Genomic DNA, 13,568 nt, shown 5'->3' with positions numbered 1-13,568 from the left:
TGATGGAAATTGAACCAATCATGATATAGCCTTAAGCTTTAGTTAGCTTTTATTATTTCAACGTCAGCGTGCTTTTAGCAACGGCAGGCATGCCTAAAGCGTTACTTCTTTTGTCAGGAAGTGAACCACCTATGAAAATGTCAAAGTCTCCTTTTTCCAGTATGCTTTTTCCTTCATTGTCAACCAATGACAGCATATCTTCGGTAATAGAGAAACTTACTCTTTCTGAAGCGCCAGGCTTTAATTTTATTCTTTTAACTCCTTTTAATGAATAAAGTGGAGTGCGTGCACTTCCTTCTTTATCAGTGATATAAAACTGTACTACTTCTTCAGCTTCGTATTTTCCTGTGTTTTTCACTAGCGCAGAAACAGTAATAGGCTCTATCTTTTTCTTTCTAGCGGTAGTAGAGCTAAGTTGTATATCAGAGTAGTTGAAAGTAGTATAGCTTAACCCGTAACCAAATGGATATAGCGGCTCTTCTTTCATGTAACGGTAAGTTCTTCCTTCCATATCATAGTTCTGATAGTTAGGTAGTTGATCCAGTGATTTAGGAAATGTAATAGGTAATCTTCCAGATGGAGAGGTTTTACCAAAAACAATATCAGCTACAGCGTTTCCACCTTCTTCACCAGGGTACCAAACCAGCAAAACAGCATCAGCTATTTCCTGTACTTCAGCCAGGTTCATAGGGCTACCTCCTGTTACAATCGCTATCACGGCATTGTCATTGTCTTTTTTAAGCTTTTTCAGATAATCAATCTGGTTTTTAGGAAGGTTGTAGTCTAATCTATCTCCAAAATGCTCAGAAGCGATGGATTCACCTTCTTCACCTTCAATCAGTCCATTGATTCCCATTACCATAAAAGTAGCGTCACTTATAGCGGCTACATCGCTAGACCAATCTATAGGGTTTACATTTTCTCTGTCAAGCAAAACGCCAGGGCGGTATTGAAGCTGACTTCCAGGTTCTATGGCTTTAGTGATACCTTCCAGCACAGTAACCATTTCAGGGTTCACACCATAATAGTTACCTACTAAAGATTCTACATTGGCAGCACTTGGTCCTGTAACGTAGTAAGTAGGTAGGTCATTTTTAAGAGGTAATACACCATTGTTCTTAAGCAGAACAATAGATTTAGTGGCTACTTCTTTAGCTAATGCTCTGTGTTCTTTGCTATTGATTACTTCAGGGCTTATATTATTATAAGGTACATTTTCTTTAGGATCAAACATACCTAGTTTGAAGCGTGTTTCTAATAGGTGAGCCAAGGTGTTGTCTATGGTCTCTTCAGTGATTAGCCCTTGTTTTACAGCGTCAACTAAGGCAGGGTATTCATCGCCGCAGTTAAGGTTTACACCACTGTTTACCGCTAAGGCAGCGGCTTCAGTTACATTTTTAACGTTTTTATGACCTTCATAAAAGTCTACTACAGCCCAGCAGTCACTTACTACGTGGCCATCAAAGCCCCAATCTTTTCTAAGTAAATCTTGCAATAGGTATTTGTTAGAGCAGCAAGGCTCGCCATTGGTAGCGTTGTAGGCACACATCACCGCTTCTACGTCTGCATCTACTAGAGCATGAAAAGCAGGAAGATAAGTTTCAAACATGTCTTTTTTACTGGCCACAGCATTGAATTCGTGTCTTAGTCTTTCTGGGCCGCTATGTACAGCATAGTGTTTGGCACAGGCCGCTGTTTTGAGGTATTTAGGATCTTCTCCTTGTAATCCTTTTACAAAAGCTACACCTAAAGCGGAGGTTAAGAAAGGGTCTTCTCCGTAAGTTTCTTGTCCACGACCCCAACGAGGATCTCTGAAGATATTAACATTAGGAGTCCAGAAAGTAAGACCACCATACTTTTGATGATAATCTTTAGCTATAGCCGCATTATACATAGCTCTTGCTTCATCAGAAATAACGGAAGATACTCTTAGCGCCAGGTCTGAATCAAAAGTTGCTCCCAAGCCAATAGCTTGAGGAAATACGGTAGCTGAACCTGATCTTCCTACTCCATGGAGTGCTTCATTCCACCAGTTATAAGCAGGCAGGTCAAGCCTGGGTATAGCAGGGGCAGTGTGCATCATCTGAAGTACTTTTTCTTCAAGTGTCATTTTGCTTACAAGATCTTTAGCTCGGGCTTCTATGGGCTGATTAGGATCTTTATAAATTGGAGTTTGTCCTATTGCCATATAATTTATGGCTAATAAGCAAAAGGTGAGAATTAGGATAGTAAGGTTATTTTTCATGATTATTAGTTTGACATTATTCTAGCTTATTCAGATTAAAATTAGAAACTTATTAAGTTTAAACAATCGATTGCGTAAATTATTTTTTAAATTAGAAAGCACAAATTCTCTCATAAAATGACAAAGTTTAAAGTTTTACTGTTTCTACTACTGGCTTTTTTCCAAGCGAAAGCGGAAGACGGCTATGATCTATGGTTACGTTATAAACCTGTTGACAATGTGTCGCTTAAAGCGGAATATGTACAAGCATTAAAGGCCTATTCTGCGGCTACTGATAAGTCACCCACTATACAGGTGGCTGTGGATGAATTGAGTATCGCAATTAAAGGCTTACTGGGGGTGGAATTAAAGTCTGCTGACCAGGTTGGCGAACAGACGCTCGTTCTGGGTACTTCTGCTTCATCACCTTATATCGCATCTTTAAAACTTCAAAAATCATTAGATCCTTTAGGGGATGAAGGGTATATGATTACTACAAAAAAAGGGAATGTCATAATTGCGGCTAATACAGATATTGGTGTGTTATATGGTACTTTTCATTTTTTAAGATTACTACAGACACAGCAAAGCATAAAAAAACTTAATATCACTAGTACTCCTAATGTAAAGCTCAGAGTGCTCAATCATTGGGATAATCTTGATCGTACAGTAGAAAGAGGCTATGCTGGTTTTTCTTTGTGGGATTGGCATCGATTACCAGGATATATAGATCCTCGTTATATTGACTATGCCCGTGCTAATGCTTCTATAGGTATAAACGGTACCGTTCTTACCAATGTAAATGCTAATGCCTTAGTCCTTACCCCGGCCTACTTGGAGAAGGTGAAGGTCTTAGCTAATGTTTTCCGTCCTTATGGTTTAAAAGTTTATCTCACAGCCCGTTTTAGCGCCCCCATTGAGATTGGAGGCTTGAAAACGGCTGATCCGCTTAATACCGAAGTACAGCAGTGGTGGAAAGATAAAGCTGATGAGATCTATAATATGATACCTGATTTCGGTGGTTTTTTGGTAAAGGCAAACTCAGAAGGACAACCCGGTCCTCAAAATTATGGGCGTACTCATGCTGATGGAGCTAACATGATGGCCGCTGCTCTTAAGCCGCATGGAGGCGTGGTAATGTGGCGTGCATTTGTCTATAGCAATGAAGAGCCTGACGACAGGGCTAAGCAGGCCTATAATGATTTTAAACCTCTTGATGGTAAATTTGACGATAATGTGCTGGTGCAGGTGAAGAATGGAGCTATTGACTTTCAGCCTCGTGAGCCTTTTCATCCTTTGTTTGGAGCCATGCCTAAAACCCCTATGATGATGGAGTTTCAGATTACTCAGGAGTATTTAGGGCAAGGCACACACCTGGCCTATCTTTCTCCTATGTATAAAGAATGTCTAGATGCTGATACTTACGCTAAGGGCAAAGGATCTACCGTGGCTAAGGTGGTAGATGGTTCTTTGAATAACCATCGGTTAACCGGTATAGCAGGAGTTTCTAATATTGGAACCGAAAGAAACTGGACAGGTCATTTATTTGGACAGTCCAATTGGTATGCTTTTGGGCGCTTGGCTTGGAGTCATGGGCTATCGTCAGAAGAAATAGCTAAAGAGTGGATAAGAATGACCTTTTCTAACCAAGAGGATGTGATTAACCCCATAACTAATATTATGATGGCCTCTCATGAAGCAGTGGTAAGCTATATGACTCCTTTTGGCCTACACCACATTATGGGATGGGGGCATCATTATGGTCCCGGCCCGTGGATTGCTAATAAGCATCGGGCAGACTGGACTTCGGTGTACTATCATAAAGCCGATAAAAATGGAATTGGTTTTGACAGAACGGCATCAGGAAGTAATGCCGTGGCTCAATACTTCCCGGAGGTAGCATCAAAATTTGGATCTCTGGAAGAATGTCCTGAAAAGTTTTTGCTTTGGTTCCATCATGTGCCTTGGACTTATAAAATGAAATCAGGAAAAGAGCTGTGGAATGCCATGTGTTATGAATACCAACATGGGGTAGAAGAGGTTGAAAATATGCAGCAGAAATGGCAATCACTGGAAAATGAAATAGATGCAGGTCGTTTTGAGCAGGTGAAATCATTTTTGAAAATTCAAAAAAAGGAAGCGGAATGGTGGAGAGATGCTTGCCTTCTTTATTTCCAGACTTTTTCAGGTAAACCCATACCAGAGGATATCCCGAAGGCATCACAAACGCTGGAGTATTATGAAGGACTTACCTTTCCTTTCGCTCCTGGCAATTAAAATCATTTAGAAAATACGCGTTATAGATCATATATATATGAATAAGTTTATGATGGAGCAAACCATGAGATGGTACGGCCCTAATGATACAGTTAGTTTGAAGGATATCCGCCAGGCAGGGTGCTCAGGAGTGGTTACAGCCTTACACCACATACCAGTAGGCGAAGTGTGGACTGTGGAGGAAATCAAGAAACGGATTGAAATGGTGGAAAAGGAGGGCATGAAATGGTCTGTGGTAGAAAGTTTGCCTGTACATGAGGATATTAAGAAGCAGATAGGGAAGTATAAGGAATATATAGAAGCATATAAAGAGAGTATTCGCAATTTGGCGGCTTGCGGGGTGAAGGTAATCACCTATAACTTTATGCCTATTCTTGACTGGATGCGTACTAACCCTGGCTATGAGTTAGAGAATGGTAGCAGGGCACTGAGGTTTGAAAAAGTGGCCTTTCATGTTTTTGACCTGTTTCTATTGAAAAGACCCGGGGCTGAAAATGATTATTCGGCGGAAGAAATAGAAGTGGCCAGGTCACGATATGAGCAGATGTCAGAACAGGAGAGAGAAGATCTTTTTAATCATGCTTTGCTGGGCTTGCCAGGCAGTGATGAAAAATTCACTCCTGAAGGTATCATTAAAGCATTAAAAACCTATGAGCATATTGATAGAGAGACGCTAAAATCTCATTTGGCTCATTTCTTACAAGAGGTAGTTCCTGTAGCGGAAGAAGCAGGTGCTCAACTGGCTATTCATCCTGATGATCCTCCATATCCTATTCTGGGCTTGCCGCGTATAGTGAGCACAGAGCAAGACTTAGCGGATATTCTGGCAGCAGCACCTTCAGAGGCTAATGGTCTTTGTTTTTGCACAGGTAGCTTAGGAGCCAGACCGGATAATGATATCCTTAAAATGCTGAAAAGATTTGGAGAGAATGTTCATTTCTTGCATCTGAGAAATACCAAAAGAGATAAAGATGGTAACTTTTATGAGGCCAACCACCTAGATGGAGATACTAATATGGTGGCAGTAGTAAAAGAAGTTCTTGAGCTTATGAATAAACGCGAGCGTTCAATACCGATGCGCCCGGATCATGGTCATCAGATGCTAGATGATCTAAAAAAGAATACTTACCCTGGATATACAGCTATAGGAAGATTAAAAGGATTGGCAGAGTTAAGAGGTTTGGAGCTTGGTTTGGCCTCTATAATGAAGGGATAATTTTTTTGAGTTTATGTAAGAAGAGGTCTTACGAAAATTATATTATTGCATCTTTTTAACCTTAAGTATAAGATATTGAGAGCATTTAATTTTTTAATTTTCGTATTTCTTCTTTTTAATATATCTCCTTCCGTTAGTCAGGATTTTAAAATTCAGGAGAGTGAGCCCCTTAAAGAGGAGCCTGTGGTAGGTTGGTTGAAAATTTTTCAACTATCTAATGGTAAGACCGCCTTATTACACATCACCGAAAGCGAAGGTTTTCATGTATGGGTTTACAATAAAGAACGTAAACTCGTGCTGGACAAATTTGCAAAGCCTCAGTTTAAATCAAAAGGACAGTTAAACCTTAGAACTACAGAAATTGCAAGTGCTTTTGATCAAGGTACTGAACTGGTGGTTTTTCTGAGTCTAGAAGAGAAAAAATCACCCCCTTCTTTATACAGAGTGATCATCGACACGAATGACGGTAAACTAAAGTCAGAGGAAGTGGTGGCCCAACTGCAACCTCATAAGAAATCTATCAAGAATAAGTTTTTGGTCAGACATGATGAAAAATCTGGTAATTATGCAATCGGTCTTTATAATGCGACTGAATTTAGTAAAAACAACCAGGTGCAGATTGCTTTTTATAGTGCCAACCACACTAAATTAACTGAAGCATATTTTATTCCTTCAGGTGGGGATTATAAGGCTTTAAGGCTAGTAGAGTTTATGGTTTTAGATAATCAGGTTACAGCCTTGGTGGCTTCAGATATAGGAACGTATAAAGGCACTGTTTTTATTGGTAGATTGAAAAGTGATCAAGATTTCTTTTATGTAAAAGAAAAGGACTTTAATGGGGATAAAAAATTAGCAGAGGCAGTATTGAAATTCAACCCTCATGAAAATCTTATCGTTGCCTTGTCATTGTTGACTTATGCGCCTGATCTTAATAGAACTTATGGGCTGTATTCATCTAATCTGATCGTATTCGATCCTGAAAGTCTATCTACAAAATATGTGAAAGATTTAGATGTGCCCAACGTTGAAGTTAATTATACTTCATTTGAGAATAAGGATCACAAGTATATAGGCGTGCCTAGTGATTTTCATGTGAATAGAGATGGAACATATGCTGTTATTTATGAGCGTAGATTTTATCGCTTGAAAGGATCTGTAGTGTTAGCTAGTTTATTAGGAGACGCCGTTGTGTCTACGTTTAGTCAAGAATTGAGATTACAAAAGGAAACTTTAATACCCAAAAATCATTTCCTTGGAGGAGATATTCCAGTTCTTGCTCATAACGACGCAAGAAACAGGGCTTCCAAACTATTTGGCAGCAATCAATATAAATGTATTTCTTATGTAAATGGTGCAGAGTCTAACTATCTATTATATAATGATTTGTTTTCCAATACACAAGAGATAAAGGATTCAGGTAAGTTAGCTACCGTAAGTGGAATTTCCGCTACTGATGCTTTCTATACAAATATTAATAAAGCTACTAATAATTATGATCGTACGTCTTTGTTTGGTAAAAAGGAAGAGTCAAGAGATTACCAGTTTTGTATGTTTTCAACTGCTGATTATGATCAGGAATCGCATACTTATGCTACGTTGAGATTAAATGCTCACGAAGGAAAAACTATTCAGGTAATATGGATTAAAATCTAGAATATTATTATATTAAATGAGTAAGGGGAGGCATTAGAGTAGTTTAATGCCTCTTTTTTTAATAATGCCATTTTCTTACATGTAGACGCATGCGTCTAATTATACGACTGTATTCTTTGTTTATAGACGAAAACGTTTAAACCTATGCCTGTAATAAAAGCAAAAAAGGAAGATTGGCTACAGTTGGGGCTAGAGAAGTTTTCCACTCAGGGAAACGAAGGTATTAATGTGGAGCAGCTAGCTGACATGCTGAACTGTAATAAGTCAAGTTTCTACTGGCATTTTAAAACTCGAAAGGCTTTTCTGAAGCAGGTGATTAATTATTGGGTAGAGCATCAGGACTCAGTAATTCAAAAGCTGCATATGGAGCATTCCAGAGAAGAACGCTTTAATAATTATCTTCTATTCCTGTTCAAATCAGGGAGTTTTAAAGATTTGCCTTTTTTCTTGCAAAAGATAGCTGCAGAAGATAAGTACTTCAGGAAAGTGCTGAAGAACTATGAGAAGCAAAACTACGAGGTAGCCTACATATTAATTAGTGATCTGGGCTATGAAGAAGAAGAAGCCCACAATAAGACTCAACTGCTATTGCTTTTCTATAGAGGATGGTATGAAAAATATAAATATAGAACTGTTAATAGAAAAATGGTAAACGAAGCCATAGAGCTTGTTCAGAGCTTTATAAGCATAGCGGTGAGTCAATAAATTTCCTTTCTGATGCTATAAAAACACCAGAAAAGAAATTGTAAAAGCTCTATTCTTTAGTCCACTGATTGTTTGAGGTGTCTGCATCCATATATATTCCCCCTTCTAATTTTACAGAGGTAACATCCTTTTCGCCTTCAATAGTAATAGAGGCTTTTTTTAGGTTGTTCTTCCAGATTTCAGGGGTATAATGATAGGTCTTACTTTTACCAGAGCTAGTGATAATAATCACATCTACCGGAGCAGGCATGCCTCCTATATTTTGTAGTGTAATGCTGGTATTTTTCTTTTTTGTTTGAACATCACTAATAGCCAGGTCTATGTAGTTGTTACTGAAAAACCAGCTATCCCAAAACCAGTTGAGGTTTTGCTTGCTAATGTCGTTAAAAGAATAGAAGAAATCCCATGGAGTAGGGTGCTTTCCATTCCATCTGTCCATATAGCCTTGTAAGGCTGTTAAGAAGAGCTCATCTCCCAAGAGATCTTTCATGGCCAAGTAGCCAATGGCAGCTTTTCCGTACTCATTATTACCTAGAGCTACTCCTGTAAGTATGTTAGAAGGCGTAATGATAGGTATATCCTCCTCTGCATTAGCATCATTTGCCCATCGGTTTACCCGAAACATTTGAAAATTTCTGGTAGCAGCTTCTTCTCCCAAATCATTTATACCTATAAGGTATTCCAGAGCAGTAGCCCAGCCTTCGTCCATAAAGCCGTAGCGGGTTTCATTAATGCCCATATAGAAAGGGAAATAGGTGTGGGCTATCTCATGCTCTGCCACAAACCTGGAGAAATCAGGGTCTGGAGTGCTATTGTCATTGACCATCATAGGATATTCCATGTCAGCAAATCCTCTTACAATAGTAGATTTTTGATATGGATAAGGTACCCCAGGGTAATTATTAGAAAACCATTGTAGTGAATGCTTTCCAAAATCCACCATCTGGTGAAAGTCTTGAGCATCGTCATTATAAGCCGCTTGTACACTGGCTCTACGTCCTGTTTTTTTGTCTACCACTACGCTGCCGCCATCCCAGTTATAATGGTTGCTGAGCGCAATGGCTATGTCTGTAATGCTGTCAGCCTTCCACTTCCAGGTGTTGCTCGTGCTTTGTTTCGTTATCTCTTGCTTTTTTAGGTCATCCGGTGTGGCTATCCTTATAACCTGATCGCTGGTCATGGATTTGGCTAACCTGTCAGCATATTTTGATTGTAATACCTCTTCTGGGTTGAGCAAGTCTCCGGTAGCCCAAACTATGTAGTTTTTAGGAACGGTTACTGAAAAGGTGTAATCATTAAAATCGTTATAAAACTCTTGTGATCCAGTAAAGGTCATGGTGTCCCAGCCGCTATAATCATCATATACAGCTACTCTGGGGAAAAAGTAAGCTAGAAAGAAAGTGGTGCTGTCAATGGCTCCTTCTCGGCCACTTTCTACAGAAACATCATAGTGCCATTCTATACTTAGATTTACACTTTTACCTGGAAATAGAGGTTCTTTTAAGGGGATGAACTTATTGGTTCCATCATCTAAATCTTCCCAGGTAGATGCTTCTCCGTTTTCTTTAAACGAATCGATGTGCATGCCTGAAGTAAGAAAATCTTTGCTGGCCTTTCTTAATCGCGGTGCTCCTGGTTTATGATTATTAAGGAATAGTTTGAAATTAAGCCTTCTTAAAGTATCGGGGCTATTATTCGTATATGTGATGGTTTCAGAGCCGAAAACAGTACGCTGTGGGGGTGTCACTCTGATGTCAATATTATAAACGCCTCTGTTTTGCCAGTAATTGAGCCCCGGTTTTCCGTTCATATTTCGCGTATCGTTTTTATACGCTTCTTTAAGATCTCTGGGCTGATATAAGCTCTGGCTCGATCCTGAAAAGGACACCAAAAGCATGAGGGCCGCAATAATTTTTATTTTCGTCATGGTTATTAAGTTACTGTAGGTTAATACACTACAAAGTTAGAGTGTAGTTATGGGGTAAAAGAAGTAAATAAGTGGTAATTTGATTATAACATTAAAATTGAATGTAAGCGGTAATTATAGTGGATTTCGCAATAATATTAAAGGCGTAAATTAATGTGTTAATATTTATTGAAATATGGTTACCCAAAGAAGATACTTATAATGTATAGTAATTGAAATATTTCATTTTTTTTCTACAGTAATATGTATGATTATTTTTTGCGTTTAGGCGCAGTTACAATATTAATATTAGGTGTTATAGTTGGGGCTACTAATGCAGTAGCACAAGATGTAGATAAAGAGAGCCTTACAGAAAGCCTGCAACAGGTAGTAAAAGAAGAAGATTACGGCAAGGCGTCGTATTATGCTTATCAGCTGGCCAAGCATAGTTATGCTCAGGGAGATAGTGAGACAGCATTGAAGCACATTGATAGCTTCTTTGATTATAATAAAAAGGCAGGGGATGATTTATTGGAGTACCTGGCGTATGATCTGGAAGGTCATATTTATCTGGATCAAAATAACGCCAGCAAAGCGCAGGGCAGTTTTAAAAAATCTTTAAAAGCCGCTCAAAGTGTAGGCAAGACCAGCTATGAGATAGAGGCTTTGATCAATAGTGGTATAGCTTCTATTGCTCAGGGAAAAGAAAGGCGGGCAGTAAGTACACTGGAAGAAGCTCTTTCTTTGTCTATTGTAGAAAAAGACTTATCCACAAGAAAAAAGTGTTATTCCTTATTGGTAGAGGCATATGAGGCTTGGGGAAAACCGGAAAAGGTGAAAGAATATCAAACCTTGCTTAGCGGACTACAAAATGACAATACCGAGTCAGCTGAAGATGAAAGTGCTACGAAAAACACTAATTCTTCGTCGGATAAATCGCTTAAGTCTGGCCGAAATAAGGCCGGGATCGGAATGGATAAGCTTAGACAAGTAGAAGATTCCCTGCTGGCTACCCGTTATTCATTAGAAGCTACTGAGCGTTCACTTAGAAATATGGAGGAGTTAAGTGAAAATCAGAAATTACAGATAGACTTATTGAATAAAGATAAGCAGCTGGCTGATTTGGAGATCAAGGAGCAGAATGCCAGATTAAAAAATGCTGCTTTAGTTAGAAATTTCATCATTGTAGGTATTTTGCTAGCGGGTGCTTTGGTGGTGGTGCTTATACGTGGTTATAGAAAAAAGATTGAAGCCAATAAAGAGATAGACAGGCAAAATAAAAGCATACAAAGTAGTATTAATTATGCCAAGCGTATTCAGGAAGCTATGCTTGTAAACGCTTCCGTTCAAGAAAGCCTGTTGCCAGAGTCATTTATCTTATTTAAGCCCAGAGATTCGGTGAGTGGTGATTTTTATTGGTTTTCAGAAATAAAAAGCTGGTACGACCCTGATGTGGTTTTTGCTGCGGTAGACTGTACAGGGCATGGCATACCCGGAGCTTTCATGTCTCTGATAGGAATGAACACGCTTACCAATATTGTGAATCAGGGAGAGGCTGAGTCTAACCAGATATTAGAAAAGCTGGATACAGGTATAAGAAAGGCTTTGCAACAGGAAACTACTGGTAACCGTGATGGTATGGACGTGGCTCTTTGTATCTATCGAAAAGAAAAAAATATGCTAGAATTTTCTGGAGCTAAAAATCCCCTAATCTATATTCAGGGAGGAGAATTACATCAAATAAAAGGAGATACCAGGGCTATTGGAGGTGCTAGACCTATGAAAAGGAAAAAACCATCTCCATTTACCAAACATGTAGTAGCTATAGATGAACCAACCATGATCTATGTGTTTTCAGATGGCTTTCAAGATCAGTTTGGAGGGCCTAATAATACTAAGTTTATGTCGAAAAGATTTAAGGAGTTATTACTTAGTATACACGAATTGCCTTTAGCAGAACAGAAGAAGGCGCTAAACGATTCTATAGAATCATGGAAAGGAGAAGGGCACCAAACTGATGACATATTAGTGATGGGAATCCGCCTAGATAGCATTGATGGTTAAAACCCTCCATTAAATTCTTATTTATAACACCATTTAAATAATAGAACTGGAATTCGTAATGGATTAGTATTATACTTAGGTTATAATACTAATCCAAAATTATGATGAAATATCCATTCGGTCTCTTATTTACATTTTTTATTGCCTCAATTTCGTACGCCCAAGTGCCACCAGCTACAGATCAGCGGCATTATGATATTGTATCATCTGTTTCTGCTGATAGGATAGAGAAAGATATTGAAAAGCTGGTTTCTTTTGGTACCAGACATACTCTATCTGATACCACTTCTAAAAAGCGAGGAATTGGTGCGGCCAGAAGATGGATAAAATCTGAGTTTGATAACATTTCCACAGAATGTAAGGGCTGTCTGGAAGTCTCCTTTATGAGAGATATGGTAAAGGGAGATCCTGAAACACGTATTAAAGAGGATGTGGAGATAGTTAATGTGGTAGCTATCCAACGAGGTAGCAAATACCCTAACCGTTATGTGATTATGTCTGGAGATATAGATAGTCGCGTATCGGATGTAATGAATGCCAAGTCTGATGCCCCCGGTGCCAACGACAATGCTTCAGGTATGGCCGGAGTAATAGAAGCGTCATGGGTGTTAAGCAAATATCAGTTTGAGAGCAGTATTATTTATGTGGGCTTATCTGGAGAGGAGCAAGGCCTTTTCGGAGGTAAAATAATGGCCGAATATGCCAAAAAGCATAATTGGGAAATTATCGGCGTATTGGATAATGATATGATTGGTAATATTCAAGGTGTGAATCAGGTGATTGACAATAGGAGCTTTCGAATATTTTCTGAGCCTACTCCTGTTACAGAAGATGAGCGTACCCGAATGAGGAGACGCTATTATGGAGGGGAGGTAGATGGTGTTTCCAGGCAGCTGGCAAGATATATCGCTAACATGACTAACACCTACATGCCTGAAATGAAACCTATGATGATCTACAGGCTGGATAGATTTGGTCGTGGAGGACATCATAAGCCTTTTAATGATGCAGGCTTTCCCGGAGTGCGTATTATGGAGACTAATGAAAATTACACCTGGCAACATCAGGATGTGAGAATGGAAGGTGGCATAGCTTATGGAGATGTGCTGGAGCATGTAAACTTTCCTTATGCCGCTAAACTTACAGCTGTAAATGCTATAACGCTGGCAGGCTTAGCATGGGCGCCTCCTGCACCTGATAATGTAGAAATAGCTGGTGCTGTGCAAGCAAGCACTTCACTTCGATGGGAGAAAAAGGATGATGAGAATTTGGCTGGTTATAAAATCTACTGGAGAGAAACCACAGAAGCCCAGTGGCAATATTCAAAGTTTGTAGGCAATGTTTCTGAATATTTGTTGGAGAATGTAGTTATTGATAACTATTTCTTTGGGGTGGCTGCTGTAGCAAAAGATGGAAATGAAAGTGTGGTGGTTTTTCCGGGTGGTGTTTATTCCCGTGAAGCAGATTAAAATTAAAGTCATAAGGCATTAATAGAATAGTAAAACCATAATCTGAATCTCTTA

At 39.1% G+C, this 13,568-nt stretch carries 8 protein-coding genes; 6 read left to right on the top strand and 2 right to left on the bottom strand.

From position 1 onward, the window contains the following. Positions 1 to 52 precede the first annotated feature (52 nt). Positions 53 to 2,188, bottom strand: a complete 2,136-nt coding sequence (locus tag JL102_RS09170) for a glycoside hydrolase family 3 N-terminal domain-containing protein (RefSeq protein WP_237390528.1) — start codon at positions 2,186 to 2,188, stop codon at positions 53 to 55. Positions 2,189 to 2,362: 174 nt separating this feature from the next. Here JL102_RS09170 and JL102_RS09165 point away from each other — a divergent pair, with 174 nt between their 5' ends. The 4 genes from JL102_RS09165 to JL102_RS09150 all read left to right on the top strand — a co-directional run bounded on the left by JL102_RS09165 (position 2,363) and on the right by JL102_RS09150 (position 8,075). Further along, positions 2,363 to 4,501, top strand: coding sequence for an alpha-glucuronidase family glycosyl hydrolase (locus tag JL102_RS09165; RefSeq protein WP_202244086.1), 2,139 nt, complete (start codon positions 2,363 to 2,365; stop codon positions 4,499 to 4,501). Between the two features lie 37 nt (positions 4,502 to 4,538). Then, the gene (uxuA, locus tag JL102_RS09160) at positions 4,539 to 5,717 is read left to right on the top strand and encodes a mannonate dehydratase (protein ID WP_237390527.1); all 1,179 of its coding nucleotides are present in this window, start codon (positions 4,539 to 4,541) and stop codon (positions 5,715 to 5,717) included. A gap of 75 nt (positions 5,718 to 5,792) precedes the next feature. Further along, positions 5,793 to 7,370: a hypothetical protein gene (locus tag JL102_RS09155; RefSeq protein WP_202244085.1), complete on the top strand. Its 1,578-nt coding sequence runs from the start codon at positions 5,793 to 5,795 to the stop codon at positions 7,368 to 7,370. Positions 7,371 to 7,514: 144 nt separating this feature from the next. Then, the gene (locus tag JL102_RS09150) at positions 7,515 to 8,075 is read left to right on the top strand and encodes a TetR/AcrR family transcriptional regulator (RefSeq protein ID WP_202244084.1); all 561 of its coding nucleotides are present in this window, start codon (positions 7,515 to 7,517) and stop codon (positions 8,073 to 8,075) included. Positions 8,076 to 8,124: 49 nt separating this feature from the next. Here JL102_RS09150 and JL102_RS09145 read toward each other — a convergent pair whose 3' ends face one another. Continuing rightward, on the bottom strand, positions 8,125 to 10,002 hold the full coding sequence (locus tag JL102_RS09145) for a M1 family metallopeptidase (RefSeq protein WP_202244083.1): 1,878 nt from the start codon (positions 10,000 to 10,002) through the stop codon (positions 8,125 to 8,127). Between the two features lie 243 nt (positions 10,003 to 10,245). Between JL102_RS09145 and JL102_RS09140 the strand changes: the two genes are divergently transcribed. Together JL102_RS09140 and JL102_RS09135 are read left to right on the top strand one after the other, a co-directional pair. Further along, the gene (locus tag JL102_RS09140; protein ID WP_202244082.1) at positions 10,246 to 12,045 is read left to right on the top strand and encodes a SpoIIE family protein phosphatase; all 1,800 of its coding nucleotides are present in this window, start codon (positions 10,246 to 10,248) and stop codon (positions 12,043 to 12,045) included. 101 nt (positions 12,046 to 12,146) lie between these two features. After that, the gene (locus tag JL102_RS09135; RefSeq protein ID WP_237390524.1) at positions 12,147 to 13,514 is read left to right on the top strand and encodes a M28 family peptidase; all 1,368 of its coding nucleotides are present in this window, start codon (positions 12,147 to 12,149) and stop codon (positions 13,512 to 13,514) included. Positions 13,515 to 13,568: the final 54 nt, after the last annotated feature.

It is taken from the genome of Fulvivirga sediminis, assembly GCF_016757215.1.
Lineage (GTDB): Bacteria > Bacteroidota > Bacteroidia > Cytophagales > Cyclobacteriaceae > Fulvivirga > Fulvivirga sediminis.
Note: the sequence above shows the minus strand (reverse complement) of the source record. Positions and strands in the feature narration are given on the sequence as shown.